Source organism: Herbidospora daliensis (assembly GCF_001570585.1).
GTDB classification, from domain to species: domain Bacteria; phylum Actinomycetota; class Actinomycetes; order Streptosporangiales; family Streptosporangiaceae; genus Herbidospora; species Herbidospora daliensis.
Genome location: NZ_BBXF01000001.1, coordinates 870,085 through 896,013, shown reverse-complemented (window position 1 = coordinate 896,013; position 25,929 = coordinate 870,085). Strand labels below are relative to the sequence as shown.

The 25,929-nt window shown below is 72.2% G+C and carries 25 protein-coding genes; 15 read left to right on the top strand and 10 right to left on the bottom strand.

The genetic code is table 11. The features are described 5' to 3' along the window. The first annotated feature begins 58 nt into the window (after positions 1 to 58). The 4 genes from AW274_RS03410 to AW274_RS03395 are packed head-to-tail and all read left to right on the top strand — an operon-like array spanning position 59 to position 2,165. A complete protein-coding gene (locus AW274_RS03410; RefSeq protein ID WP_062429229.1) occupies positions 59 to 448 on the top strand; it encodes a DUF8711 family protein in 390 nt (129 codons plus the stop codon). 48 nt (positions 449 to 496) lie between these two features. Then, positions 497 to 829: a YidH family protein gene (locus AW274_RS03405; protein WP_062429227.1), complete on the top strand. Its 333-nt coding sequence runs from the start codon at positions 497 to 499 to the stop codon at positions 827 to 829. Further along, positions 819 to 1,142, top strand: coding sequence for a DUF202 domain-containing protein (locus AW274_RS03400; RefSeq protein WP_062429225.1), 324 nt, complete (start codon positions 819 to 821; stop codon positions 1,140 to 1,142). Before AW274_RS03405 ends, AW274_RS03400 begins: the two co-directional genes overlap by 11 nt. 45 nt (positions 1,143 to 1,187) lie before the next feature. Continuing rightward, positions 1,188 to 2,165, top strand: coding sequence for a zinc-binding alcohol dehydrogenase family protein (locus tag AW274_RS03395; RefSeq protein ID WP_062429223.1), 978 nt, complete (start codon positions 1,188 to 1,190; stop codon positions 2,163 to 2,165). Here the strand turns inward: AW274_RS03395 and AW274_RS03390 are convergent. Then, positions 2,162 to 3,277: a ferritin-like domain-containing protein gene (locus AW274_RS03390; RefSeq protein ID WP_062429222.1), complete on the bottom strand. Its 1,116-nt coding sequence runs from the start codon at positions 3,275 to 3,277 to the stop codon at positions 2,162 to 2,164. The two genes, AW274_RS03395 and AW274_RS03390, sit on opposite strands and share 4 nt — an antisense overlap. Before the next feature lie 73 nt (positions 3,278 to 3,350). On the opposite strand from AW274_RS03390, the gene AW274_RS03385 reads away from it, so the two are divergent. After that, on the top strand, positions 3,351 to 3,983 hold the full coding sequence (locus tag AW274_RS03385) for a TetR/AcrR family transcriptional regulator C-terminal domain-containing protein (RefSeq protein ID WP_062429220.1): 633 nt from the start codon (positions 3,351 to 3,353) through the stop codon (positions 3,981 to 3,983). On the opposite strand, the gene AW274_RS03380 is transcribed toward AW274_RS03385, so the two are convergent. Together AW274_RS03380 and AW274_RS43120 are read right to left on the bottom strand one after the other, a co-directional pair. Continuing rightward, positions 3,984 to 6,305 carry an ABC transporter permease gene (locus AW274_RS03380; protein ID WP_062429218.1) on the bottom strand — a complete coding sequence of 774 codons (2,322 nt, stop codon included), beginning with the start codon at positions 6,303 to 6,305 and terminating at the stop codon, positions 3,984 to 3,986. Positions 6,306 to 6,354: 49 nt separating this feature from the next. Continuing rightward, positions 6,355 to 6,795, bottom strand: coding sequence for an aggregation-promoting factor C-terminal-like domain-containing protein (locus AW274_RS43120; RefSeq protein ID WP_439648743.1), 441 nt, complete (start codon positions 6,793 to 6,795; stop codon positions 6,355 to 6,357). Between the two features lie 421 nt (positions 6,796 to 7,216). Between AW274_RS43120 and AW274_RS03370 the strand changes: the two genes are divergently transcribed. The 3 genes from AW274_RS03370 to AW274_RS03360 all read left to right on the top strand — a co-directional run bounded on the left by AW274_RS03370 (position 7,217) and on the right by AW274_RS03360 (position 9,481). Then, on the top strand, positions 7,217 to 7,684 hold the full coding sequence (locus AW274_RS03370; RefSeq protein ID WP_062429216.1) for a glutathione peroxidase: 468 nt from the start codon (positions 7,217 to 7,219) through the stop codon (positions 7,682 to 7,684). A gap of 121 nt (positions 7,685 to 7,805) precedes the next feature. Next, on the top strand, positions 7,806 to 8,120 hold the full coding sequence (locus AW274_RS41030) for a hypothetical protein (protein ID WP_062429214.1): 315 nt from the start codon (positions 7,806 to 7,808) through the stop codon (positions 8,118 to 8,120). After that, on the top strand, positions 8,117 to 9,481 hold the full coding sequence (locus AW274_RS03360) for a DUF4012 domain-containing protein (protein WP_198168996.1): 1,365 nt from the start codon (positions 8,117 to 8,119) through the stop codon (positions 9,479 to 9,481). The genes AW274_RS41030 and AW274_RS03360 overlap by 4 nt, the downstream gene beginning before the upstream one ends. Here the strand turns inward: AW274_RS03360 and AW274_RS03355 are convergent. Further along, a complete protein-coding gene (locus AW274_RS03355) occupies positions 9,453 to 10,460 on the bottom strand; it encodes a LacI family DNA-binding transcriptional regulator (RefSeq protein ID WP_062429210.1) in 1,008 nt (335 codons plus the stop codon). The genes AW274_RS03360 and AW274_RS03355 overlap by 29 nt on opposite strands. Before the next feature lie 200 nt (positions 10,461 to 10,660). Here AW274_RS03355 and AW274_RS03350 point away from each other — a divergent pair, with 200 nt between their 5' ends. After that, on the top strand, positions 10,661 to 11,884 hold the full coding sequence (locus AW274_RS03350; protein ID WP_062429208.1) for an ABC transporter ATP-binding protein: 1,224 nt from the start codon (positions 10,661 to 10,663) through the stop codon (positions 11,882 to 11,884). 74 nt (positions 11,885 to 11,958) lie between these two features. On the opposite strand, the gene AW274_RS03345 is transcribed toward AW274_RS03350, so the two are convergent. Continuing rightward, on the bottom strand, positions 11,959 to 12,786 hold the full coding sequence (locus AW274_RS03345; protein WP_062429207.1) for a hypothetical protein: 828 nt from the start codon (positions 12,784 to 12,786) through the stop codon (positions 11,959 to 11,961). A gap of 291 nt (positions 12,787 to 13,077) precedes the next feature. Between AW274_RS03345 and AW274_RS03340 the strand changes: the two genes are divergently transcribed. Further along, complete coding sequence (locus AW274_RS03340) at positions 13,078 to 14,403, top strand: hypothetical protein (protein ID WP_062429204.1); 1,326 nt, start codon at positions 13,078 to 13,080, stop codon at positions 14,401 to 14,403. A gap of 248 nt (positions 14,404 to 14,651) precedes the next feature. Here AW274_RS03340 and AW274_RS03335 read toward each other — a convergent pair whose 3' ends face one another. From AW274_RS03335 to AW274_RS42540, 3 genes are read right to left on the bottom strand one after another with little or no spacing between them, the layout of a single operon-like run. Continuing rightward, positions 14,652 to 15,911, bottom strand: a complete 1,260-nt coding sequence (locus AW274_RS03335; RefSeq protein WP_083973802.1) for a tyrosine-protein kinase domain-containing protein — start codon at positions 15,909 to 15,911, stop codon at positions 14,652 to 14,654. Further along, on the bottom strand, positions 15,908 to 16,900 hold the full coding sequence (locus tag AW274_RS03330; protein ID WP_062429200.1) for a glycosyltransferase family 4 protein: 993 nt from the start codon (positions 16,898 to 16,900) through the stop codon (positions 15,908 to 15,910). The genes AW274_RS03335 and AW274_RS03330 overlap by 4 nt, the downstream gene beginning before the upstream one ends. After that, the gene (locus AW274_RS42540; RefSeq protein ID WP_269750528.1) at positions 16,897 to 17,691 is read right to left on the bottom strand and encodes an NAD-dependent epimerase/dehydratase family protein; all 795 of its coding nucleotides are present in this window, start codon (positions 17,689 to 17,691) and stop codon (positions 16,897 to 16,899) included. The genes AW274_RS03330 and AW274_RS42540 overlap by 4 nt, the downstream gene beginning before the upstream one ends. A 308-nt stretch (positions 17,692 to 17,999) precedes the next feature. Here AW274_RS42540 and AW274_RS03320 point away from each other — a divergent pair, with 308 nt between their 5' ends. Beyond that, positions 18,000 to 19,049: a glycosyltransferase gene (locus tag AW274_RS03320; protein WP_062429197.1), complete on the top strand. Its 1,050-nt coding sequence runs from the start codon at positions 18,000 to 18,002 to the stop codon at positions 19,047 to 19,049. Continuing rightward, positions 19,046 to 19,471 carry a DUF11 domain-containing protein gene (locus tag AW274_RS03315; protein ID WP_157519746.1) on the top strand — a complete coding sequence of 142 codons (426 nt, stop codon included), beginning with the start codon at positions 19,046 to 19,048 and terminating at the stop codon, positions 19,469 to 19,471. Before AW274_RS03320 ends, AW274_RS03315 begins: the two co-directional genes overlap by 4 nt. Here the strand turns inward: AW274_RS03315 and AW274_RS03310 are convergent. Next, positions 19,464 to 20,222, bottom strand: a complete 759-nt coding sequence (locus AW274_RS03310; RefSeq protein WP_062429194.1) for an SDR family NAD(P)-dependent oxidoreductase — start codon at positions 20,220 to 20,222, stop codon at positions 19,464 to 19,466. The genes AW274_RS03315 and AW274_RS03310 overlap by 8 nt on opposite strands. A 75-nt stretch (positions 20,223 to 20,297) precedes the next feature. On the opposite strand from AW274_RS03310, the gene AW274_RS03305 reads away from it, so the two are divergent. Then, positions 20,298 to 20,969, top strand: a complete 672-nt coding sequence (locus tag AW274_RS03305; protein WP_062429192.1) for an FKBP-type peptidyl-prolyl cis-trans isomerase — start codon at positions 20,298 to 20,300, stop codon at positions 20,967 to 20,969. A gap of 6 nt (positions 20,970 to 20,975) precedes the next feature. Here AW274_RS03305 and AW274_RS03300 read toward each other — a convergent pair whose 3' ends face one another. After that, positions 20,976 to 21,749 carry a hypothetical protein gene (locus AW274_RS03300; RefSeq protein WP_062429190.1) on the bottom strand — a complete coding sequence of 258 codons (774 nt, stop codon included), beginning with the start codon at positions 21,747 to 21,749 and terminating at the stop codon, positions 20,976 to 20,978. Between the two features lie 421 nt (positions 21,750 to 22,170). Between AW274_RS03300 and AW274_RS03295 the strand changes: the two genes are divergently transcribed. After that, a complete protein-coding gene (locus tag AW274_RS03295; protein ID WP_062429188.1) occupies positions 22,171 to 22,875 on the top strand; it encodes a hypothetical protein in 705 nt (234 codons plus the stop codon). A gap of 9 nt (positions 22,876 to 22,884) precedes the next feature. Beyond that, positions 22,885 to 25,824, top strand: a complete 2,940-nt coding sequence (locus tag AW274_RS03290) for an AAA family ATPase (protein ID WP_062429186.1) — start codon at positions 22,885 to 22,887, stop codon at positions 25,822 to 25,824. Positions 25,825 to 25,929: the final 105 nt, after the last annotated feature.

Genomic DNA, 25,929 nt, shown 5'->3' with positions numbered 1-25,929 from the left:
ACCTGCCCCTTTGTGTTGGGGCGCTTGGGGCAGGTTCGCGTGCATTAGGCTCCAGGCCATGCGACTCCTCCCTCTTGCCGCCGTTCCGCTGTCGCTCGTTCTGCTCACCGGTTGCGGTGAGCTCAACGAGATCACGGGGGCGATCGACAAGACGCAGCAGTGTATCCAGGCCGCCGGCATCGTGACCGAGACCGTACAGAAGGTGACCGGCCTCGCGAGCGACCCGCAGGCCGTCGAGACCGCCCTCGCCGACGGTGCGAGCAAGCTGGAGAACCTGGCCAACGACGCGGCCAACACGACCCTGTCCGAGGCGGCCAACGACATCGCGGGCAAGCTCGACGCGTTCAACGTGCAGAACGCCAACGACGCCGTCGACGCCCTCCAGAAGCTCGCCGCCGACTCCGTCGGATGGGTCGAGACCCTCACGTCCGCCTGCGCGGGGGAGTAGCTATTCCGGCAAGCCATGCCTGAATTGCGGTGAAATATCCTTTTCGGCATGGACGGAGAAGAACCCGACCCCCGGTTCACCCTGGCGAACGAACGCACCTACCTGACGTGGCTGAGCACCTCCCTCGCGCTGTGCGCCGGGGGAGTCGCCATGGCGGCGGTGCCCCCCGACCTCTTCGTCCCCTGGGTCCGCACGACCCTCGCCGTCGTCCTGGTGCTGCTCTCGGCCCTGGCGGCGGCGTTCGCCTATCCGCGCTGGCGCACGGTCCAGACGGCCCTGCGCCGCGCCGAACCCCTGCCGCCGCCGAGGCTCGCGCCTCTTTTCGGGTACGGGGTGGCGGGCGTCGCCGTCCTGGCGCTGGTGCTGATCCTTGTCGGCTGAGACCTGGGACCCCGGCCTCCAGAGCGAACGCACCCGGCTGGCCTGGGTCCGCACCGCCACCGCGCTGGCCACCTTCGGGCTCGGCGGGGCGGGCGTGACGGCGCGGGCCTCGGGCCACGTCGTGGCGATCGTGTTCTTCGGGATCGCCGCGCTGCTGGGGGCGGTCACGCTGCTGCGTACCGGACGGCGGTTCCGGCAGGTGCAGGAGGCGCTGCACCAGCAGCGGCCGTTCGAGCACGGCGGCGACGCCCTGATCCTGTGGGGCGGGGTGTTGTCGGCGGTGGCCGGCGGCTTCGTTTTCGTGGTCTTCTGACCCGTTTTGCCGGGCGGTGACCGTCGTCTCCCTAGCCTGCTGTGTATGGAGCGGAACACCATGCGCGCCGTCGCGACCTGCGCGGGCGGCCTCGTGGACGTCGAGGTGCCCGTGCCGTCGCCGCGTCCGCACGACCTGCTGGTCCGGGTGGAGGCCGTCTCGGTCAACCCCGTCGACGTGAAGATCGCCGCCGGCGCGGTCGACGACCGGTGCATCCTGGGCTTCGACGCCGCCGGGACCGTCGTCGAGATGGGGCCGGAGGTCACCGGGTTCCAGGTCGGCGACGAGGTCTACTACGCCGGCGACGTCACCCGCCCCGGTGCGAACGCCGAGTTCCACGCCGTCGACGCGCGCATCGCCGGCCACCGGCCCCGCACGTTGTCGGTGGCCCAGTCGGCCGCCGTGCCGCTGACCACGATCACCGCCTGGGAGTCGCTCTTCACCCACCTGGGGGCCCATTCGGGCACCACGGGCACGCTGCTCGTCGTCGGCGCGCCCGGCGGGGTCGGGTCGATGCTGGTGCAGCTCGCCAAGCAGCTGACGTCGCTCCGGGTGATCGGCACGGCCGCGCGCGGCGAGACCCACGACTGGGTGATGCGCCTGGGGGCCGACGCGACCGTCGACCGCCACAAGCTGGTCGACGCGGTCAAGGCGCTGGCGCCCGACGGGGTCGAGGCGGTGTTCTCGCCCTTCTCCGAGGGCAACATCGAGGCCTACGCCGAGATCGTCAAGCCCTTCGGGCACGTCGTGGCCATCGACGACCACCACCCCGACCTGTTCCCGCTCAAGGCGAAGAGCATCTCCTGGCACTGGGAGTTCATGTTCACCCACGCCATGTTCCAGACCCCGGACATGGCCTCCCAAGGGCGCCTGCTCGACGAGGCCGCCGCCCACTTCGACGCGGGCCGCCTGCGCTCCACGCTCACCACCGAGATCGACGAGTTCACCGCCGCCGGGCTGCGCCGGGCCCACTCGATCGTCGCGGCCGGGTCGACGATCGGCAAGGTGGTCGTGCGGCGTTAGTCGCTGGTGGCGGCCGCGATCGTCTCGGCGACCTCGACGGCGCGCTCGGCCTCCTCCTTGGCGAACCGCTCCTCGTCGAGCTTCTCGGCGATCTCCTCGTCCTGGCGCATCAGGTCGTCGAGGTTCTGGCCCGCCATGTCGAGCACGCCCATGTCGACGTACGCCTGCTGGAGCCGGGGGCTCCACAGGCCGATGTCCTTCACGCACGGCACGATGCGGCTGAACAACAACGAGCGGAACAGCCGCAGGTAGCGCGACTCGTCGACCAGCTTGTGGGCCTCTTCGACCTCGGTCTTCGACAGGCCCAGGGCCTCCCACTGCTCCCGGCCGCGCAGCCGGTCGCGCATCAGCCAGCAGCCCTCGATCACGAAGTCCTCCCGCTCGCGGCGTTCGGCCTCCGACAGGCCCGCGTAGTAGTCGCGCAGCGCCATGCGGCCGAAGGCGACGTGACGGGCCTCGTCCTGCATGACGTACGCGAGGATCTGCTTGGGCAGGGGCTTGGTGGTGATGTCGCGCATGACGCCGAAGGCGGCCAGGGCCAGGCCCTCGATCAGGACCTGCATGCCCAGGTAGGGCATGTCCCAGCGGGAGTCGCTCAGGGTCGAGTCGAGCAGCGACTTCAGGTAGGGGTTGATCGGGTAGGCCAGGCCGACCTTCTCCTGGAGGAACCGGGCGTAGGTCTCGGCGTGGCGGGCCTCGTCCATGGTCTGGGTGGCCGCGTAGAACTTCGAGTCGAGGTCCGGTACGGACTCCACGATGCGCGCCGAGCAGATCATCGCGCCCTGCTCACCGTGGAGGAACTGGGAGAACTGCCAGGCGGCCCCATGGCGGCGGACCTCCTTGCGGGTCCGGTCGTCCATGCGGTGCCACAGCGGGGAGTCGTAGATCGCGATGGTCTCGTCGGGGATGCCGAGCACGTCGTAGGGGTCGACCTCCAGGCCCCAGTCGATCCGCTTCACCGAGTCCCACTGCTTGTCCTTGCCCTTCTGGTAGAGGGCCAGCATGCGGTCGCGACCGTCGTCGTACTCCCAGGTGAACCGGGCCGAGCCGGCCATCTCGACGTCCCAGGTCCGCATGTCCGCGGGGATGGTGTAGAGCTCGTGCGTGGACACGTGTGGGCCTCCCGTACGTACGCTGTACGTCTCGACAGTGACACGCAGCTTACCGCCGGTCAATACTGGTCGCGTGCCACCGTTGAACCGCACCCGGATCGTCGCCGCCGCCATCGACCTGATCGAGCGCGAGGGCGCCGACGCCGTCTCCATGCGCCGGATCGCCGCCGACCTCGAGGTCGGCGTGATGTCGCTCTACAACCACGTGCCGAACAAGTCGGCCCTGCTCGACGCCGTGTCCGAGGCGATCCTGTCGGAGGTCGAGTTCACCGACGACCCCGCCGCCCACTGGACCGGCCGGGTGCGCATGCAGGCCCGCGCCTTCCGGCAGATCGCGCACACCCACCCCCGCTCGACCATGGTCGTGGTGAGCCGCCAGCTGAAGTCGGCGGCCGGCATGCTGCCGGTGGAACGGGCGCTGTCGACGCTGCGCGAGGCGGGGTTCGGCGAGCGCGAGGCGGTGCAGATCTTCCGGGTCTTCATCGCGTACGTCATCGGCTCGCTCCTGCGCGAGGTCGGGGTCACCCCGACGTTCGCCCCCGTCCACGGCGCGATCAGGGCGTCCGACGTCGACCCGGAGCTGTTCCCCGAGATCGGCGCGCTGGCCCCGCACCTGTCGGCGTGCGACCACGAGGCCGAGTTCGACTTCGGCCTCGACCTGATGATCGAGGCCATCGCGGGCCGCCTGGCCCAGCGGACGAGGTGATCACTCCGCCCGGAGCGCCGCGCCCAGGGGGAGCCGGGCCGCGCGGCGGGCGGGCCAGAGCGCCAGCCCGACGACCGCCGCCAGCGCCCCCGCCGCCAGCCACACCGGCGGCGCCGGGGGCGGCGCGTACTGCAGCGGCATGACCCCGGCCGTGACCCGCCACAACATCCGGCCGAGCGCCAGCCCCAGCGGCGCCCCGGCCGCCAGCGCGATCACCGCGGTGACCACCCCCTGGACCACCACGACGCCGCGCGCCTGGCCCGGGGTCAGGCCCAGCGCGCGCAGCACCGCCAGCTCACGGGCCCGGCGGCGGACCACGGTGAACAGCGCGTGGGCGGTCGCGCCCAGCGCCAGGACCGTCAGGAACCCGCCGAGCGCGACCGGCAGCACCCCGACGTTGCGGATCTCGGCCCGCTGCGGCGGCACGAACGGCGGGAAGACCAGCAACCGGCCGCGGGAGCCCTCGGTGATGCGGGCCGCCGTCGCCGCGGGATCGGCGCCCGGGGCGAGCCCGATCAGGCCGCCGCGCTCCTTGAAGCCGGTGAAGATCGTGTCGTAGGCCGCCGGGGTGACCCACGCGCCGGTGTCGTAGCCGGTCGTGGAGCTCTCGACCGCGAAGCCCAGGCCGCTGACGCGCATCTCCCGGGTGCCCGCGTCGCCGGTCAGCGGGACGCGGTCGCCGACGCCCGCCCCGAGTTCGCGGGCCGTCGTCAGGGCCAGCACCACCTCGTCGCCGGAGAGGGGCCCGGACCCCTCGGTCAGCACGAGCGGCACCGGCGGCCCCACCGGGTCGTAGGTGTGGGTCACCACGCTGACCCGGCCCGACCGGCCCGACGCCACCCGCAGGTCGAGCACCCCGGCGACCCCCGGCAGCGCCGCGATCGACTCCAGCGCCGGGCGGGGCGGGGTGAACGTGCGGCCGTCGAAGCCGAACACCACCATCAGGGCGTACCGCTGGCCGAACCGTTCGGGCCGGGCCGCCGCGTCGGCCACCCCGGCGGCGAAGACGGCCGCCGCCACCACGCCGAGCACGCCCGTCACCGCGCCGGCCAGCGCCACCCCGTTGCCCGGTTCGAGCGCGAACCGCAGGCCCGTCGTCACCGGCACCGGCAGGGGGAGCCCGGTCAGCGCCGACCGCCGGGCCGCCGGACGCGCCCTCGGGAGCAGCGCGGTGACCGCCGCGCCCGCCGTGACCAGCGCGGTGACCGCCGCCCAGCCCGCGAGCAGCACCGGCAGGTCGGCGTCGAGGCCGGGAGAGGGCTCGTAGAGGGCGGCGGTGCCGTAGGGCAACCACGCCGAACCGGCGACCGCGCCGAGCACGCCCGCCCCCGCGCCGAGGAACGCGGACGGCAGGACGGCCGCCGCCGTCGCCGTGGCGGCCTGCCGCCGGGTCATCCCCACCAGGGTCAGCGGGCGCAGGTCGGCGGCCGACGCGGTGGCGTACCGGAAGACGGCCTGGCCGACCAGCACCACGGCGGTGAGGAACGCCGCGACGGCGAAGACCAGCAGCCCGCCGGTCTCGAAGCCGATGACCTGGCGCACGTGGGCGAGGTGGTCGGCCCGGTCGGCGACCTCGACGTCGCCGCGGGAGGCCAGCCACGCCCGCAACGCGGGCAGCCCGCCCCCGGCGACCCTGACCAGGCCGTTCAGCGGCGCCTGGCGGGCGGGCCCCAGGATCTCGCCGGGATAGGCGGCCACCAGGCCCGGAGACGGGATGAAGTGGCCGCGCCCGCCGGGCTCGTCGGCGTACCAGGCCGAACGCACCACCCCGACGATCGTGACCGGCACCCTCGGCCCGCGCGGCGGGCCGGTGCGCGCCCCGGCGATGGCGGCCGCCGCGTCGCCGGACGTCGGCAGCAGCACGGTCACCCGGCGGCCCACCCCGAAGCCGCGCGCCGCGTAGGCCGGGGTCACCACCGCCTCGTGGGCGCTCGCCGGATCGGGCAGCCGCCCGGCCAGCACGACCGGGCGCTCGATCGTGCGCATCGCGTCGGCGTCGGCGGCGATGAACGGCGAGGGGTCGTCGTCGGGGTCCTCCGCCACCAGCGTCGCGACGTAGCCCGGGAACGTGGTCACCGCCTCGACCTCCGGCAGCGCCCGCAGCCCCGCCCAGTCGAAGCCGGCCCGGTTGGGCACCACGACGGCGGTCGCCGGGGCGGTGACGGCCAGCAGGCGGCCGACCGCGCCGCCGCCCCGCCGGGCCCCGGCCGCCGCGGTCAGCACGGTGGCGGTCCCGAACGCCACGAGCAGGGCCAGGATCAGCAGCGAACGGCCGCGCCGCCGCGCTTCGAGGCGCAGCCACGCCGCGACGATCCCGTCCATGACCGGCAGTCTGCGCCGTCACCGCGCCCCGCTGCCAGGGGGTTGCCCCTCAGTACCAGTTGTGGGCCCGGAAGTGTCCCCACGCCCCGCACGGCGAGCCGTACCGGCCCTTGATGTAGCCGATGCCCCAGCGGATCTGCGTCCGGGGGTTCACCCGCCAGTCCCAGCCCGCGCGGGCCATCTTGTCGCCGGGGTAGGCCTGCGGGATCCCGTAGGCGCCCGACCACTGGTTGCGCGCCTTGTGGTTCCAGTTGCTCTCGCGGGTCCACAGGCTGTCGAGGCAGCGGAACTCCCGGCGCGCCCAGTCGCGGCGCAGGATCAGGCGGTGGGCGTAGATCTTGCTGCTCACCTTGATCGACGGTGCGGCCCGCCGTTTCCACGAGTGGCCGTCATGCTCGCCCTTGCAGGCGGAGGCGGGGGTGGCCCCGGCGAGCGCGGCGAACGCGAGCATGGCCGCGACGGTGCCGCGACGTGCGCTGATGCTGTCCAAATCGGTCCTTGTCCTCGGGTCGCGTGCGGTCGACGAGGGAGAACCCCCGTGCCGGTACGCCCATGGCTCGCGCACACCGGTCCGCGCGGCCGTCCCCGGGACAACAGACAACCCCCAGGAGGCACCGCGACTTTGCTGTTGGGCAGATTCCAGACGCGAACCACGGCCGGCCGCCGGCCGCCCGCGTCTCGCTCTAGCGCGGATTGAAGTACGTACGGCCACCGCGCCGCCGCGTCTTCGACCCCCCGAGGACGGTTGTTTGCCGACCCCGTGCCAAGCCCGGGTGATCACACGGCCCGGCGCTGGCGGGGAGGGGCGGACGGGAGAGGTCCCGATGGCGGGGAAATGCCCGCCGCCTGGGGTTTCAGGTCGCCGGAACGTGGTGAGCGGGACGAAAGTGACGCTCGGTAGAGTCGGCCCCATGACGAATCTCGACATCCCCGTGACCACCCTCGACGGCCGGGTCACGACGCTCGGCGACCTCCTCCAGGGGCGTTCGGCACTGGTCGTGAACGTGGCGTCCAAGTGCGGCCTGACCCCGCAGTACACCGGCCTGGTCCGCCTCCAGGACACCTTCGCGCCGCGTGGCTTCACCGTCATCGGCGTGCCGTGCAACCAGTTCATGGGCCAGGAGCCCGGCACCGCCGACGAGATCCAGGAGTTCTGCTCGGTCACCTACGGCGTCGACTTCCCGCTGCTGGAGAAGGCCGACGTCAACGGCGACGACCGCCACCCCCTCTACCGCGCGCTGATCGGCGACGGCGAGGACGTCAAGTGGAACTTCGAGAAGTTCACCGTCAACGCCGACGGCGAGGTCACCGCGCGGTTCGCCCCGCAGATCGAGCCCGAGTCGGCCGAGGTCGTGGCGGCGATCGAGAAGAATCTCTGACGCCGGCGGCAAGTTTCGGTCATGCGGGCGCGCCGCTCGGCGGGCCCGCGCGACCGCGCTCGTAGGAAGGGAGCACCGGCCCGATTGCGGCCGGAATCCGCTGCTCTTTCCGGGGGAGGCCATGCTCGCCGCGCGTGTCCTCGCCTGTGCGGGGCTGATGTGGACCTGCCTGGCCGCCGCCGTGCCGGTCTCCCAAGACATCTCCCAGGACGTGGCCGACGCGTTCGTGACGGGCGAGCAGGCGACCGTCGACTTCCTCGACGGCTGGGAGTCGCCCGCGGTCGACCCGCGCCGCCCGGTCGCCGAGGACCTGCCGTTCACCGGGGCGCCGCTGGAGGCGCTGGCCGTGGCCGCGTCGGGGCTGGCGCTGACCGGGGTGCTGCTGGCCGCCGGGGCCCGGCGGCGCAGGCGGGCCGAAGCGAGGCGCGTGAGGTGAGGGTGCGGTGGGCCCGGGTCGGCTGGGCGCGCGTCGCGTGGCGGCGCAAGGGCTGGTTGCGGACGTCGGTCGTCGCGACCGCGCTGACGGCGACCACCCTCGGCGTGGCCTGGCCCGTCTACCTGGGCGTCTCGGCCGCGCGGCACCTGTCGGAGGCCAGAGACGCGTTCAAGGAGCTCGCCGCCTCGACCCGGCTGATCCCGCCCGGCCCCGAGGTGGCGGCGCGGATCGGCGAGGCGCGGGCCGGGGCCGAGGCCGCCATGCGCTACACCTCGGGCCGTGACTGGGCCCTGCTGTCCCACCTGCCGTTCGCCGGCGAACCGGCCCGGACGGTCCGCGACTACGCGCGGGCCGCGCTCGACCTGGCCACCGGCCTCGAACTGCTGCTGCGCCAGAACCGGACCGAGATCCCGCGGGCCGTCGGCCACCTGCAGGCGGCGCGGGCGGTGCTGCCGCAGGTCACCGCGTTGCAGCGGGTCGACACCCTGGCCGCGCTGGCGGGCCTGCGCGGCCGTTACCTGGTCGCCGTGCAGAGCCCCGACCGGGCGCGGGCGACCGGGGGAGTGGTGCGCGGGTTCGGGGTGGTGACGATCGCGCCGACCGGCTGGACCGTCGAACCGGTCCGCGAGGCGCCGGACCTCGACGGGCCCGCCGCCGACCTCGGCGCCGGCTACGCCGCCCGCTACGGAACCGGCGCGACCCGCACCCTGGAGGCGTCGAACCGCTCGCCGCACTTCCCGTACGCCGCCCGCATCTGGGCCGCCCTCCACGGTCAGCGTGTCGACGGGGTGATCGGCGCCGACGCGGCCACGCTGGCGCGGTTGTCGGGCCTGGCCGGGCTGCCGGGCCTGATGAAGGTCATCGACCAGGGGCACATCAGGATCTGGTCGGCCGACCCCGGGGAGCAGGCGCTGCTGGAGCGCACCCCGCTCGCGGGCGTGCTCACCCCCGCGCCGGGGCCGTTCGCCTACCTGGTCGTGAACGACGCGGGCGGCGACGGGATCGGGCGCAACCTCGACCGTACCGTCGAATACCGGGTGTCCCCCGAGTGTGGCAGCACGGTGTCGGCGACGCTGCGCAACGGCGACCGCGACGGCAAGGTGTGGGTGTCGGTGTTCACCTCGGCGGGGTCGCGGCTGGAGAAGGCGTACCTCGACGGCAAGGTGACCGGGCTGCGGCAGGAGACCGAGCACGGGCACCCGGTGTTCTCCACGACGCTCGACCTGGCCGCCGACGAGACCCGGACCCTGGAGCTGCGGCTGGTCGAGCCGGCCTCCACGGCCGCGCCGGTCGTGCCGGAGCAGCCGATGGCCAAGCCGCAGCGGACCGTGGTCACCGCCGAGGAGCGCAACTGCTCCTGACGATCAGCTCGGTCGGCAGCGACACCGTGCGGGGCCGCCGCCCGTGGCGCAGCACCAGCTCGGCCGCCCGGTAGCCGACGTCGGAGGCGGGCTGCGCGATCACCGTCAGCGGGGGCGAGCACAACTCCGCCCACGGGACGTCGTCGAACATGATGAGCGACAGGTCGCGCGGGATGCGTACATAGAGCTCGCGGGCGGCCAGCACGGCCGCCTCGCCGAGCATGTTCCCCCCGGCGATCACGGCCGTCAGGTCGGCCCGCCGCTGGAACAGCCCGGCCGCGGCGGCGTAGGCCGAGTCGCGGCTGGCCCGCGCGAACACGACCAGGTCCTCGTCGAGCAGGTCGCCCATCACCTCGCGGAACGCGGCGACCCGGTGGGACATGCCCTGGCGGGCCAGGAAGCCGATCTTGCGGTGGCCGAGCCCGGTCAGATACTCGATCGCGGTACGCAGCCCCGCCCGGTCGTCGGTCAGCACGGCCGGCACCTCGTCGAGCGCGCGGGCGTGCTGGCCGGGCGACCACACGCGGCGGTCGGCGAACACGACGTTCAGCCCGGCGCGCACCGCGCTCGCCCACATCTCGCCGTCGCCGGTCGGCACCGCGATGATGCGGTCCATGCTCTGCTCCAGCAGCCCGCCGACCAGGTCGGCCTCCTGCTCGGCGTCGTCGCCGGTCACCCCGATGGTCACCGGCTCGCGGTAGGACCGCGCGCACGAGAGCACCCCGTCGCACAGGCGCGCGTAGAACCCGTCGGTGATGTCGGGCACCAGCAGCGCGACCCCGCCGCTGCGCTGCTGACGTAGATTGCGACCGAGGGCGCTGGGCCGGTAGTCGAGCTTGGTCGCCGCGTCGAGCACCCGCTCCCGGGTCTCCGCGCTCGCCGACCCGCCCGACAACACCCGCGACACCGTGGCCACCCCGACTCCCGCCAGTTCGGCGACGTCCTTGATGGTGATCCGGCGCGGTCCAGGAGTGCTCATGGAAACGATTCCATCATCATTCCATCGTCACCGCCAGTCTCGGGACGATAACGCGACATGCGATGACAAGGTGAAACCGGGCGAGTCGCTTGACACGGATGTCCGGTTCGGGTGAGATGCATGAAAACGTATCCACTTTTCCCTCAAGGGGAAGGCGGCGCCGGGGTCCGCGCGTGCCTTCCGGAGCGCGAAGGACTGGCATGGCATCTATCGTTCTGAACAACGTCGACAAGATCTACGCGGGCGGGGTCAAGGCCGTGAACGGCCTCAACCTGGAGATCAAAGACGGCGAGTTCATGGTTCTCGTCGGCCCCTCGGGCTGCGGCAAGTCGACCGCCCTGCGCATGATCGCCGGGCTTGAGGACATCAGCGGCGGCGAGATCGTCATCGGCGACCGGGTGGTCAACCACCTGCCGCCGAAGGACCGCGACATCGCCATGGTGTTCCAGAACTACGCCCTCTACCCCCACATGACGGTCGAGGAGAACCTCGCCTTCGGCCTCAAGCTCCGCAAGATGAGCAAGCCCGAGATCGCCAAGCGCGTGAACGAGGCCGCCAAGATGCTCGGCCTGGAGCAGTACCTCAAGCGCAAGCCGGCCGCCCTCTCCGGTGGTCAGCGCCAGCGTGTCGCGATGGGCCGCGCCATCGTCCGCGAGCCGCAGGCCTTCCTCATGGACGAGCCGCTGTCGAACCTCGACGCCAAGCTCCGCGTCTCGATGCGCGCCTCGCTGAACCAGCTGCACGAGCGCCTCGGCGTCACCACCGTCTACGTCACCCACGACCAGGTCGAGGCCATGACCCTCGGCGACCGCGTCTGCGTGCTCCGCGACGGCATCCTCCAGCAGGTCGACACCCCGCAGAACCTGTTCGACAAGCCGGTCAACCTCTTCGTCGCCGGCTTCATGGGCTCCCCGTCGATGAACTTCACCTACGCCGAGCTCGTCCGCGACGGCGCCGGCGCGGCCGTGGCCTTCGCCGGCTACAAGCTCCCCGTCCCCGACTCGGCGTTCGCCGAGAAGGCCGGCCTCGAGCGCTACATCGGCAAGCGCATCATCCTCGGCATCCGCCCCTCCGACTTCGAGGACTCGGTCGCCGCCAACGGCGCCTCCGCCGGCTGGGCCCGCGTCCCCGTCAAGGCCAACGTGACCGAGGAGCTCGGCTCCGAGATCAACGTCCTGTTCACGATCGACGCCCCGCCGGTCGAGCACAAGGACACCGTCGCCGCCGCCAACGACGGCGACGAGGAAGAGGCCGCGACCCTGCCGCTCTCGGGCGACAAGTCCCTGTGGACCGCGCGCGTGAACGCCCGCAGCCACGTGCGCCCCGGCCAGAACATCGAGCTGGTCGTCGACACGCACAACCTGCACTTCTTCGACGTCGAGAGCGGTCTGTCCATCGGCCACCCGGCCAACGTCGGCCGCTGACGACATCCCCTTCACCGGCAGAGCCCGCCCCGCCGACTTCCCCCCTCCGTTCGGCCGGGCGGGCTCTGCCCTTTTCACTCGTTCGCGCAGGTCGCGTACGACCGGACGCTCCATTCACGGCTCGTGGTGCTCAGCTCGTGCGCGTACGCGATGGCGGTCTCCCTGGTCGGGATGAAATAGGTGAGGATGGTCTCGCCGGCCGCGCCGGGGATCGAGAATCCCGCCCCCAGCGTCTGCTTCCCCTCGGGACAGGGCCGGACGGCGCCCTTGTCCTCGGAGTTCTCGTCGCTCTCCTCGGACACGACCTGCAGCCCTGAGGGCGCGTCCTCGGCGCAGATCACGAACACCCGCAGGTAGTAGTTGCCGCCGTAGCCCCGGTGGTTCTCCTTCGTCTCCACGAAGACGTCGTCGAGGGTGGGGATCAGCCCGGTGACGCTCACGTTGCCCCGCGCCCCCTCCAGCTGGTAGCCGGAGCCGAGCAGCCAGTCGCCCTCGTGGCAGGCGAGCCCGAGCGTCTTCGGGTTGGGGTGTGAGGCGGTCGTCTGGTAGCGGATGTAGGTGGCCGTGCGCGGGTTCCCGCACACGGCCCACACCCGGATGGTCCACTCCGCCGTCGTGCCGGCCAGGGTCTCGACGCCGTAGGCGCTGACCGTGTACGCGGTCGGGATGACCTCGTCGATGACGACGGCTCCGCCGCCGCTGGTGATCTCGGCCCCGGTGCCGAGCACATGGGTGCCGTCCGGGCAGCGCACCTCGGCGCCCTTGTCGTCGGAGTTCCTGTCGCTGACCTCGCTGACCACGACGCGGCCGGGGACGTCGGCCGACGACGGGCCCGCCCCCGCGACGACGAGCCCGGCGGCCAGGGCGATGACGAGCGAGACGGCTCTGAATCTGGTGTTCACGGTGTCTCCTTGGCGGGAGCGGCGCCCCCATCCCCGCACGGTCACCCCTGACGGAGTCCCGTACCGCGCCCTTTTACCCGCCGGTGGCCGGTAGTCGTACGTGGACAGGTTTCGTCATTCACCTTTAACGCCCGGACCGCACGGTTGCCGGTACGCAATCAACATAAGGATTCATGCGCAACGACGCCGAAACCGCAGGCTGTTTTTCTTTCATTTCGAGGCGCTTCGATTCCGTTATGGGAGGAAACTGTGCGCGTACGAGCGATGCAGTTGTTCGTTGCATTCATTGCGGTGATTTCCATCACATCGACGGCGAATCCGGCGCATGCCGAATTCAGCCCCGTCACCGACGAGCCGTTCGTCCCCCACGCCCAGCCGGCCGACGCGCAGGTGCCCCGGCCGGGCTGTGTCACCACCCTGTCCGATCCCGCCGTCGCCACCGGGAGCACCCCGGCGGTCCAGGTCGTCTACGCCTGGAGCGAGGAGTTCGGGAACCGCTACGAGCAGTTCGTCGACCGGATCGCCACGATCGTCGACCGCGTCGACTGGTCGCTGGACCAGTCGACCGACTACGACCAGCACGTCAAGCTGAGCTGCCGGTCGGGCCAGGCGGACTTCGCCCGGTCCCTCGTCGTCCCCGAGAAGGTCGAGAACGCCGTGATCGGCGGCGACACCCCCGCCCACGTCATCGAGCAGGACCTGGTGGCGGCCGGTTACGACCCCGGCAACCGGACCTACATGGTGTTCGAGGACTTCCAGGGCGGGGCGGTCGCCCACTGCGACGTGCTCTGCGTGGCGGTGACCGACGAATGGGACAGCGCCGCCATGCTGCACGAGTTCATCCACCTGTTCGACGTCGACCACGCCAAGGTGACCGAGGCGGTCCTGCACGAGGACGCCGACGTCATGTCCACGCCCTGGCACACCTGGTCGGTGGACCAGGAGTTCAACAACTACTACGACCCGAGCGAGCTCACCGCGCTGTTCTACACGAGCACCTATCCGCACCAGCGCAGGGCCAACCTGGCCACCTGGTCCATGCTCACCGCGCCGGTCTGCTGCGACGTCGGCTACAGCAACGACCTGCTGACCGCGCAGGAGCGCACGATCGAGGCGGACGCCCCCTACGCCTACCCGACCGGGTTCGGCGTGTCCGGCGGCGGATGGATGCAGGTCACCCCGCCCGGACCGGAGAACACGGTGTCGGCCCGCTACTACGACGGGCGGCGGTCCCTGACGATGAACGTCCAGTCGTGGGCTGAGGGGGTGCTGTCGGTCACCCGCAGGCCGGCGGTGACGCCCGGCCGGCGGTACAAGTTCTTCGCCCGGCTGACGACGACGGGCTCCGGCTCGGTCAGGTTACGGCTGACCTGGTACAACGCCTCCGGCGTGGCGCTGTCGAGCAGTGACGGCACGCTCAGCGCCCTGAACCCCGACTGGGCCGAGTACAACGTGTCGGCGGTCGCCCCGGCCGGGGCGGCGAGCGTGCAGACCTCGGTGGTGAGCCCGGCCGGTCAGTCGTTCGCCTACGCGCTGGACGCCCTCCAGCTCAACAGGTGCGACAACGGCCGCACCCCCGACGGGTGCAGGCTCGACAGCGGCCTGGCCACTCCCTGACGGCAGGCGTCCCTGACGGGCGCACCGCGAATGCGCCGTCGATTTCCATCGGAAATCGACGGCGGTTTGACATCCGGCGCGGAAATTCATCGGCCGTGCACGGCCTTTCTGCCGCCGGCCCTTTCTGGGATCTGGTCTGTCTTTCCCCCGCGGAGTTCTTCTTGAGGCTTCGCCTTGGCTGCTTCCACATCGGGAGGCGCGGCGATGGCCGGCCGTCTCCGCGGTCGGCTGACGGTGAACCGGCACGCCTACTGGAAGGTCATCCGGTTCTCCGGGTACGGCGAGCGGGGGCGGAGCCGGGCGAAGGTGAGCACGCCGCCCACCAGACGCGCCCGCACCCGGGTGAGCTGCCCGACCGCCTGGGCGAGCGACTCCCGGCGGGTCCGGCCGGCGCGGCCGACCAGGAGCACCCCGTCGCAGGCCGTCGCGAGCACCACCGCGTCGGTGACGGGCAGGATCGGGGGCGCGTCCACGATCACCAGGTCGTGGTCGGCCGTGAGGTCCGACAACACGCGGAGCATCACGGGTGAGCCCATCAGCTCGCCCGGGTCCGCGGGCACCCGGCCGCTCGGCAGCACGTCGACGTCGCGCCAGCGCAGCAGCGCCTCGGGCAGCCGGGCCGAGCCGACGAGCACGTCGGTCAGGCCCATCGGGGCGGTCAGCTCCAGGTAGCGCGCGAGGGAGGGGCGCCGGAGGTCGGCGTCCACGAGGGCGACCCGGCGGCCCGTCTGGGCGACGGCCAGGGCCAGGTTGACGGCCAGGGTCGACTTGCCCTCGCCGGTGCCGCAGCTGGTCACCAGCAGCGAGCGTGGACGGCCGTCGACGCCGACGAAGCGCAGGTTCGTGCGCAGGGCGCGGTAGGCCTCGGCCCGGGGGCCGGTCGCGAGCAGGGGGCGGCCCCGGCCGATGACGCCCAGGGTGGGCGTGCCGGTCACGGCCGCGAGGTCGTCGCTGTCGGCGATCGTGGTGTCGAGGCGGGAGCGCAGCATCAGGAGGCCGTAGCCGAAGACCAGGGCCAGCAGGATCCCGGCCGCCACGTTGAGCGGCGGGCGCGGGGAGACCGGGCGCAGCGGCGGGGTGGCCCGGTCGACCACGGTGACGCCGATCACCGAGCGTTTCTCCAGCGTGTGGATGAGGCCGCTGAGCTCGCCGCCGATGCGGTTGGCGACGCGGGCGGCCCGGAGCGGGTCGGCGTCGGTGACGATCGCGCGGAGCAGCACCGTGCCGGGCACGACCTCCGACCGCACGTCGAGGGTGGCCGGATCGACGAGCTCGGCCGCCGCGACCTCCTTCAGCACGCGGCGGCTGGTGGCCAGGCGGGCGTACGACTTCACCCGCTGCTGCGACAGCGGGTCGGCCGAGCCCTTCTGGTCGACCATCAGGGACACCGCGGCGGCGTACCTGACCGGCATCTGGCCGGTCACCAGCAGCGCGCCGCCCGCGCCGCAGGCGGCGGCCAGGAGCAGGATCCACCAGCCCCGGCGCACGAGGCGCAGATGGTCCCTCATGCCGTCACCGCCACCCGGTAGACGTCCACCTGCTGGAACGCGAGCACCCCGGCGACCGCCGCGGCCCCGGCGCCGAACAGGGCGACCAGGGGCGACAAGACGCCCAGCGTCATCGCCACCGCGAGCACGCCGCTGACGGCCGCGCTGGTCGCGAGCGCGGCGACGATCACCGGCGCCGGCAGCCCGACCCGGCGCAGCCGGTGCGCCACGTGGTCGGTGCCGCCGCAGGTCAGCGGCCGGCGGTGGAGGGCGCGGGCGAGCAGCACGACGCCCGTGTCGACGGTCGCGGTGAACGTCGCCAGCAGCGCCCCGGCCGGGGCGTGGAAGGGGCCGTCGAAGATCAGCAGCGCGGATCCGGCGACGGTGAAGCCGACGAACAACGAGCCGCAGTCGCCCATGAAGACACGCGCCGGCGCCCAGTTGTGGAGGAGGAACCCGGCCGAGGCCCCGGCCAGCGCGAACGGCACCAGGGCGACCGGCCCGCTCCCGGCGGCCAGCGCGGCGGCGCCCAGGGTCAGGCCGGTCGCCGTCGTGACCGCGCCGAGCGCGCCGTCCATGTTGTCGAGCAGGTTGAAGGCGTTGGCGGCGAACACCAGCCAGGTCGCCGTCAGCGTCACGTCGAGCCACGACACGCCGGTCAGGTCGGCCCTGACGCCGTTGACGGCGACCAGCAGGGCGGTCGGGGTCTCCACGGCCAGGCGCGGCACCCGGCCGAGCGGGCGGGCGTCGTCTACCAGGCCGACCAGGGCGAACACCAGGCCGCCGAAGAACAGGGCGTTGACGCGGGGGTCGTCGGCGACGCCCGCGACGGCCGTGCCGAGGATGATGGCCGGGCCGCCCAGGCACGGGGTCGGCGCGCGGTGCGCCTTGTGCCCGCCGGGGTGGTCGACCAGCCCGACCCGCAGGGCCAGGCGGCGCAGCGGCTCGACGGCCAGGGCGCCGACGACGGTCGCGGAGACGGCCGTGCCGAGCACGATCGCGGGGTTCACCGGACGCGGGCCTCGCTGATCGTGTCGAGCAGGATCTCGTCGAGGCTGCGGCGGGGCCGCCAGCCGGTCAGCACCCGCAGCCGGGAGGCGTCGGCGACCCGGAAGCCGGGCTCGGGCGCGCCGCCGTGGAAGGTGAGGCCCGAGGCGCTCCCGGCCAGTTCGACGATCGCCTTGGCCAGCTCCAGCACGCTGACCGGCTCGTCGGCGCCCACGTCGAAGATGCCGCCGAGCGCGAACGGCTCGTCGAGCAGCAGCGTCAGCGCCTCGACGACGTCGCGGACGTGCGTGAGGCAGCGTGGTTGCGACCCGTCGCCGGGCAGCACCAGGTCGACCCCGGCCAGCGCCTGCCGGACCAGCCTCGGCACCAGGTGCTCGTCGCGCTGGCGCGGCCCGGCCACGTCGAACAGCCGGGCCACCACGACGAGCAGGTCCTTCTCGGTCCGGTACGTCGCCCCGCGCGGCGCGTCCCCGGTGGAGAAGGCCGCGGCGTGGTCGCCGGTGGCCACCAGCACCTTGCGGTCGTGCCGCCGGGCCGCGTCGAGCACCACCTCGCCGCCGGTCAGGTGGACGACCGCGTCGCACCCGCCGACCAGGTCGCCGACCAGCGCGTGGTCCAGCGCCGACCCCTGGACGAACCGCAACGACGGATGCCCGCGCAGGTGCCGGAGGTTGGCGGGGGACCCGGTGGACAGATCGTCCAGCACGGTGACCGTGTCGCCCCGGGCGAGCAGGGCCCCGGTCAGGTGCGAGCCGACGAAGCCGCCGCCCCCGGTGATCAGATGGTGCGCCACGGTGCTCCTCGCTGTCAGTGGGCGAGAGAGACGGTAGAGACGCCGCCGACACCGGCCGGCGCAGCCACGCGCGGGCTTGCGCCGCCTTTTGCGGATTATTGGCGACCCGCGCACGTACCCGGGAGAGCCGCCGCCCGCCCGGCCGCGCGTCATATATCGGGGCAAACCGGCCCACCATGGCAAACGAGCCGCTAATCCTTCGCAAGCGCATGACATTCGCGCTGCTCAGAGCCGCCACGGCGCCCCTCGCTCGACAAGACTGCCCGCCGGGCAGACATACCGGAACAGGGTCGAAACGGGGGCCAGTGATGGGCGAGCGCATCAGGGTCATGCGGGTGATCACCGGACTGGACGCGGGCGGGCCCGCGCTCCAGGCCGTCACGCTGCTCGACCACCTCGATCCCGGCCGGTTCGAGCAGCGGCTCTACACCACGACCATGCACGAACGCGCGCACACCATCCCGGGCGACAGCCCCCGCGCGCTGACCCGGCTGGTCACCGAGATGCGCCGGTTCCGGCCGGACATCGTGCACACCCACACCGCCAGGGCGGGCGCGCTCGGCCGGATGGCCGCGACGATGGCCCGGGTCCCGGCGCGGGTGCACACCTTCGACGCGCACCCGCGCCGGCCCGCGATCGAGCGGCGGCTGGCCCGGGTCAGCGACCGGCTGGTCGCCGACTGCGCCCGGGTCCGCGACGACCTGCTCGCCGCCGGGGTCGGCACCCCGCGTCAGTACGCCGTCGTCCGGCCCGGCGTGCGGATGGCCGACCGGCCGCCCCGGGAGGTGGCGCGGGCCCGGCTGGGACTGCCGGCCGACATCCCGGTCGTCGCGTTCGTCGGGAAGGTCACCAAGAACCGCAGGCCCGACCGATTCCTCGACACCGTCGCGCTGGTGCTGCGCGGCCTGCCGATGACCAAGATCCTCGTCTGCGGCGGCGGTGACCTGGCCGCCGACCTGCGGGCCAAGGCGGTCAGGTTCGGCGACGCCGTCGCCTGGCTCAGCCGCCGCACCGACCTGGAGATCATCCACGCCGCCGCCGACGTCATGCTGCTGACCAGCGACTACGAGGGCATCCCGCTCGACCTGCTCCGGGCCGCCGCCTCGGGGGTCCCGGCGGTCGCCACGCGGGTCGGCGGGGTGGCCGAGGTCGTCGAGGACCGGGTGACCGGGCTGCTCACCGAGCCCGACCCGGGGCTGCTGGCCGCCTCGGTGGTGCGGATCCTGCGCGACCCCGGCTACGCGGGCCGCCTGGGCGACGCCGCCGCCCAGCGGGCCGGGCTCTACTTCGGCCGGTCGCGGTTCGTCGACGACGTCTCGGCCCTCTACCTGCGACTCCACGAGGAGACCCGGTCATGATCCCGCTTGTGGTGGCCCTTCTCACGGCGGTCGTGCCGCAGCCGACGGTCGCGGTGCTGGCCGAGCCGGCCCGGTACGTCCCGGGTGAGCGCTTCACCTTCACCGCCACCGTCGCCAACCCCGGGCCGGGCCCGCTCGGCGCCGCCGAGATCAAGCTCGCCTGGCCGCCGGCCTTCCGGCCGCTGACCTGGACCTGCCGGGCCTCCGGCGGCGCGGTCTGCCCGGCGACCAAGGGCCGGGGAGCCATGCACGTCGTCACCGACCTGCCCGGGGGCGGCACGCTGACGTACACCCTGACCTGCACGATGCCCGAAAGGACCAGCGGCACCTATGCGGCGGTCATCAGCGTGGCGGCGCCCGGTTCGCGGTGCTCGCCGGAGGACCCCTGCGAGGCCACCATGGCGGCCGGTCCCGCTACCTGAACCGGCGGCCGATGTGGGTGGAGATGCGCGCGGTGAGGTTCTGCGGCAGCAGCCGGCCCACGCCGACGACCAGCTTGTAACGCAGGTCGGGCACGCTGACCACCTTGCCGAGGGCCAGGTCGCGCATGGCCGCCTTCACCACCGGGTCGGCCTCCAGCCAGAGGAACTCCGGGATGCTGGTGGTGTCCATGCCGGCCCGCTGGTGGAACTCGGTGTGCACGAAACCGGGGCACAACGCCATCACCCGCACGCCGTCGCCGGAGGTCTCGGCGGCCACCGCGCCGCTGAAGTTGACCACCCACGCCTTGGACGCGCCGTAGGTGCCCCGGGTGAAGAACGCCGCCACCGAGGCCACGTTGATCACCCCGCCCCGGCCCTTCGCCCGCATGTGCGGCAGGGCCGCGTAGGTGAGCCGCAGCACCGCCTCGCAGTGCACCTTCATCATGGTGAGCTCGTCTTCGACGGGCGCGCTGAGGAACATCGCCCGGTTGCCGAACCCGGCGTTGTTCACCAGCAGGTCGACCCCCTCGCGCAGCCGGTCTTCGACGGTCTTCAGGCCGTCGTCGGCCGACAGGTCGGCGGGCAGCACCTCGGCGCGCACGCCGTAGCGGCGGCCGAGGAACGCGGCCTGCTCGGCCAGCCGGTCGTGGTCGCGGGCGACCAGCACGAGAGAGAAGCCGTCGGCGGCCAGGCGGCGGGTGAACGCCGCGCCGATGCCGGCGGTCGCGCCGGTGACGAGTGCGGTGGGCATGGCCCGCAGCCTAGCCGCCTGCTGATCACCCTGCTCCTGCTCGCGGGCTGCGCGGCCGCCCCCGAGTCGGTCACCGTGCTCGCCGAGGGCCACGGCCCGCCGATCAGGGCCGGCCAGGTCGTGGTCGTCGACGTCGACATGGACGTGGGCGCGCGCGACTACCTCGACACGCTGAGCACCCGCCAGCCGACCTCGGCCGTCCTCGACGGCACCCAGGTGTCGAGATCGTGGGACCGCGCGCTGGTCGGCCGCCGTCCGGGCGCCCGGGTCCGCCTCGTCTCCCCGTCCGGTACGGCCTTCGGCCCCGACGGCCGGCCGCCCGCCAACGTGCCGGCGACCGAGCGGATGACGCTCACGTTCGACGTGATCGGCGGCTACGACCGCACCGCCCGGGTGGCCCCGTTCGGCGGCTTCGCCTTCGGCCCGTTCACGCCGGGCGTGTCGAGGCCGGTCAGGGGCGCGGGCGCGGTCGTCCGGCGCGGCGACCGGGTGGTCGTGCAGTGGGCCGGCACCCGCTGGGAGGACGCGCGCCCCTTCGCCTCCACCTTCGGCGCCGGTCCCCAGGGTTTCCTGGTCGAGCCGGGCGCGGTCCTGCCCGGCTGGACCGACGCCCTCGAAGGCGCCCGGGTCGGCGACCGCGTGCTGCTGCTGACCGAGTCGGCCGCCGTGGCGACCACCCCCGGAGGGATGGCCGCCCCGGCGGGCCGCCTCGCCTACGTCTTCGACGTGCTCGACGTCGCTCACTGACCGGCTCTATCGGCCGCAGCGGGCGGCCCCTTCGGCGCACGGGAACTCCAGCACCCCGTCGGGACCGGCGCCGATCACGGCCGCGTGCCCGATGGTCACGTCGGCGGCGACCGGCCCGAGCAGGGTGACGCGGGCCGCGTTGACCCAGCCGCTCCCGGTCGCCCCGCTCACGGGCGTGCCGTCGGCGGCCGTGGAGACCTGCTCGTTGAACACGACCTGGGCGATGGCCGGGAGCGCCGGGTCGGCCGGGACGCGCAGGCCGACGTTGGCGCGCAGGCTCGCCGGCAGCGTCAGCACCGTGCGGCCGAGCGAGGTCACCACGCCGTTGACGATCTGCCCGCCGAACCGCGCGCCCTCGCCCGGGACCGACGTCGCGGTCACCGCGAACCCGTCGAACCGCAGCCCCACCGGTGACAACGACACCCCGGGACCGGCGACGTGCGGCACCCCGACCTCCAGGGCCGAGCCGCCCGCCTCGGCGTGGGCCGAGCAGCCGGCGCCGACGAGGGTGCGGGCGTACCCGCCGATCACCGTGCCGACCCCAGGGATGGTCCGGGCCCCGGCCGCGCCCTGCTCCTTCGGCGCGAGCGGGACGGCGGGGGAGTGGGCGGCCAGGACGGTCGCGTCGAGCACCCCGCTCTGCCCCCGCACCCGCGCCACCCACGACTGCGACTGCGCGCACCCGGCGTCCGGCAGCACCACGCCCCATTCGCTGTCCGCGTGCGCGGGGACGACGGTGAGCGCCAGCGTTACCGCCAGGCCGAGGATCCGGTATGCCACGATTCATACCTTTCGATAGGGCCGTTATTGCCTTTCTGTTGCAGGTATCGGCCGCATCGTGAGATCCCAGGCATAAGCGGGCGTCAATAATCGGCGAGGATTCCGGGACGTCGCAGGTCGGAGGCGGTGCCGATTCGTCCGGACGGCTCCCATCACATAGGCTTCGCCAGTTCGTGCATCAACGGTCGATCTGGGGGAAAGTGCCGCTTACGCCCGGCTTACGGCATGCTGCCTACGCTGCCGCAAAAAGTTGACTTTGACGCGGGCGGTCCCCGCCGCTCTATGATCACGTCACAAATGCAGCTAAGCTCCGGGCAAGATTTGGTCAAGTTTTCCAAGATGTAACAACAGTCCCGGTAAGGGGATACTTGGAAAACGGGCACTACTACCTCGTAGACCCGCAAAGCGGAGGTATGGCCCTGTGAAGAGATGGCGGGCGGGGTCCGGCGCGGCGGCGGCCTTCGGGGTCGTCGCGATGATCGCCGGATTGGCCGGATGCGGCGGCTCGCAATACACATTCGTCCGTGACTCGGGCGGCAGCACCTACTTCAAAGTCCCCGTCACCTGGCACAAAGTCGATCAGGACGCGGTGGACGCCGCGCTCCTCGGGGATCCATCCTCGGCGACCGCCCAGGTGCTGAAACAGAAGATCTGGACCGTCGCCTACGACGGCCACACTCAGCCGTCGATCGACCACATCATGACCGCCGGCCCCGGGGGGCTCGACGAGCCGTTCGCGTTCGCGATGGTGCACACCCTCTCCGAGGAACAGCAGCAGGACGTCTCCCTTAACGCCCTGCGCAACGTGATGGGCTTCCCCGTCACGGCCACCGCCGCCGAACACGCGAAGAACGAGGAGAACAAGGAATACCCGTACAAGGACTTCGAGCTCACCCGTGACGACGTGCTCGAAGGCGACAACGGCGCGAAGGGCGTGCGGGTGCAGTTCAGCCTCCGTTACATGGGCGGCCCGCTGCAGACGTTCCAGCAGACGGGCTACCTGTCGGCCGACGGAAGCACCATGTCGACGTTCCTGATCCGCTGCTCGGCGACCTGTTTCCAGCAGCGTCAGGCGGAGCTCGACTCCATCGCGCAGTCGTTCAAGGTGAAGAACAACTTCGGGTAAGGAGCCCATATGAAGACGGCTTCCCCGCCGCAATACGAGGGCCTCCGGCCACCCGGAACAGGTCCCGACGACAGGGATCCACGCACCCGCAAGAAGATGGCGTTCTGGGATCGCGCCAAGATCATCATCTTCCTCACCGCCGCCTTCCTCATCCTCACCGTCAAGACGATGGGTGAGTTCGAAGGCGTCATGACCTTCTGGGACGCCCTGGTCTACCAGGCCGACGCGACCGGCTGGATCCTCTGGCTGATCGGCATCGACCTCATCCGCCAGTTGCACTTCCTGATCTCCGAACGCTCCGCCGGCTACCACCGCCTGTGGACCAAGGGCATCTTCGGCGGCTTCGACCGCTGGGTGCACCGCAGGTTCAGCGACTGGACCCGCTACCGGCTGTCCCGGGCGATCAAGGTCGTCTTCTGGATCACGCTCATCGCCTTCATCCTCGCCGAGGTCCTGCCAGGGGACGTGTCGCCCGTCATGGCGCTGTTCCAGGCCCCGGCGCTGCTGTGGCAGGCGATGCCGATGATCGCGCAGCTCGCCTTCGCGTTCTTCTTCATCGTGTTCCAGTTCATCGGCCTGTTCTGGTTCCTCTCGCGCGGCGGCGTCGAGACCTACTTCCCCGACGACATCAAGACGCGCTTCGACGACGTCTGGGGCCAGGACCACGTGGTCGAGCGCGTCAAGGAGAACATCGTCTTCCTGGAGCGCCCCGACGAGATCGAGCAGCGCGGCGGCTACGTGCCCAGCGGCCTGCTCCTGTGGGGCCCACCCGGCACCGGCAAGACCCTGATGGCCGAGGCCGTCGCCGGCGAGACCGGCAAGCCCTACGTGTTCGTCGACCCGGGCGCGTTCACGAACATGTTCATGGGCATCGGCATCCTCAAGGTCAAGTCGCTGTTCCGCAAGCTGCGCAAGCTCGCCCTCCGGTACGGCGGCGTCATCGTCTTCTTCGACGAGGCCGACTCGCTGGGCCGCCGCGGTTCGCTCGCCCAGCAGGGCCCGCAGACCGGCCGCGGCTTCAGCCCCGCGTTCGGCGACGGCTGCCACGGGTTCTCCTACCTGTCCGAAGGCGCCCAGAACACCCTGTTCCGCCAGTCGTTCACCGCCTCCCACGCGACCGAGGCGCCCGACACGGGCCGCCGCAGCCGGTTCATGATGGGCGGCAACATGATGGGCGGCGGCGGTGACATGGGCACCCTGCAGGCCCTGCTCACCGAGCTGTCGGGCCTGAAGAAGCCGCGCGGCATCGTCAACCGCCACGTGCGGCGACTGCTCGGCATGCGCCCGAAGCCGCCGCCCAAGTACCGCATCCTCGTCATGATGGCGACGAACATGCCCAACGCGCTCGATGAGGCGCTCCTGCGGCCCGGCCGTATCGACCGGATCTACAAGGTGGGCTATCCGTCCAAGCCCGGACGCATCCGCACCTACCAGGGCTACTTCGACAAGGTGCGCCACGAGCTGACCGACGAGCAGATCGACAAGCTCTCCACGATCACCCCCTACGCCACCGGCGCGACCATCAAGGACCTGGTGAACGAGTCCCTGATCACCGCGATCCGCGACGGCCGCGAGGTGATCACCTGGGCCGACGTCACCAAGGCCAAGCGGCTCAAGCAGCTCGGCCCGCCCGAGGACGTCGAGTACATCGAGCGCGAGCGGCACGCGGTCGCCGTCCACGAGGCCTGCCACGCGGTGGTCGCCTACCGCACCCGCCAGCACCTCGAGATCGACATCGCGACGATCGAGAAGGGCGCCGACTACCTGGGCATGGTCTCCAGCATCAAGCCGGAGGACCAGTTCACCCGCTGGAGGTCGGAGCACGAGAGCGACATCATGGTGTCGGTCGCCTCGCTGGCCGGGGAGCGCATGTTCTTCGGCGACGACAACTCCTCGGGCGTCTCGGGCGACCTGATGAACGCGACCTACGTCGCGGGCCTCATGGAGACCCACTGGGGCATGGGCGCCGGCGTCTCCGCGCTGCCCGCGCTGCAGGAACTCGGCCTCGGCATGGGCAGCCCCGACCAGCGGCGCAAGTCGCCGGGCGGGACGATCGGGTTCCTCGCGCCCAACCTGTCCGACCGGCAGAACGAGATCGAGCCGGGCGGCGCCTCGACCCGCATCGAGTTCCTGCTCACCCGGATGCTGGAGAAGACCGAGGAACTCCTCAAGGAGAACCGCGCCGAGGTGCTGGCCGTCGCCCACGCCCTGGAGACCCACAAGACCCTCAACGGCGAAGACGTCATGGCCGTCATCGAGCGGACCGCCGGCCCGCTCATCGACGGCACCGTCTACGCCGACGAGGACTTCCAGCGCGAGCTCGAGGACTACCACGAGGCGGCCGTCACGGCCCACCGTGAACACACCAAGGTCACGGTCGCGCTGCCGCAGCCCACGTCGTCGCGCCTGCTGGCGCTCGAACCGGCGGCGGTGCTCCTGCACACCGGCGCCGGAATGCCGGTCTTCGCCCCGGCGACCGGCGAGATCGTCCCGGTCAACGGCAACGGGAACGGGTCGGTCGACTTCGTCCCGTGGGCGAACACCAACGGCAACGGCGTGCCGCTGCCTCCGCCGCCGCCACCCGGCGCGGCGGCGGTCAAGCCCGAGAGCTCGCGTTCGCGCGGCCTGCTCTGGGGCCTGTTCGGGGCGGCGCTCGCGCTGGCCGCGCTGGTGCTCGTGGTGATCGCCGCGTCCGGCGGTTCCATGAACGGCGCGACCGAGGTCGTGCCGGGCCTGGCGACCGGCACGGTCATCGTGTTCTTCCTCATCCTGCTCGGGATCGTCGCCATCCTGGCCATCGTGGTCGGGGTCATCCGGGCCCAGCAGGCCAACCGGCGGCGCGCCGAGGAGGCCAGGGACCGGGCGAACGAGCGGGCCCAGCTCCTCGCCGCCGCGATGGACCCCGAAGTCGCCATGAGGTTGCTCGGGTACGACGGCAAGGAGAAGTAGAAAACACAGAATTGCCGCAAGCCCCCGCCGTCCTGAGCACCCGGGACGACGGACTTGCCGGAAGATCGTGCGTCGGCCTTGCCTCCGTGGCGGGGCCGATTCACT